The organism is Mesorhizobium sp. WSM4847 (assembly GCF_055811335.1).
The window spans coordinates 1-427 of the sequence record NZ_JBVVPY010000115.1; the positions used below are offsets into that span (position 1 = coordinate 1).

General features: G+C 63.0%; 1 protein-coding gene. It reads right to left on the reverse strand.

Going from position 1 to position 427, the window contains the following annotated elements:
* Positions 1 to 427: efflux RND transporter periplasmic adaptor subunit (locus AC0L28_RS34770; RefSeq protein ID WP_473483014.1), on the reverse strand; the 427-nt coding region annotated here is incomplete at both ends.

The following is a 427-nucleotide window of genomic DNA, read 5'->3' on the forward strand; positions in this document are numbered from 1 at the left end:
ATCTTCAGATAGCCGAGATCACGCTCGCTGACCTCGCCGCGGGCGATCACAGGGTCGAGGCTCAGAATGGTTGCCACTTCGTCGCCCTGCATCACGGAACTGCCAAGCTCCACCGGTACCCGGTCGATGACGCCGTCGAACGGCGCCTTCACCTCATTGCGATCAAGCTCGGCCTGCGCGGCTTCCAGATGCGACTGGCCTTGCGTCAGGTTGGAGCGAGCCGTATCGAGCTGCAGCTTGGGCAGATTGCCGGTTTTCGTCAGCCGCGAGGCCGCATCGAGTTCGGCCTGACGCTGCGCGACAAGCTGCTTGGCATTGCTGAGCGCCGAAAGCTTTTCCTCGGCTGCCAACATCAGCACGAGGTCGCCCGTCTTGACGTGCTGTCCTTGCTTGACCGGCAGCTTGTCGATGATGCCGTCGACCCGGG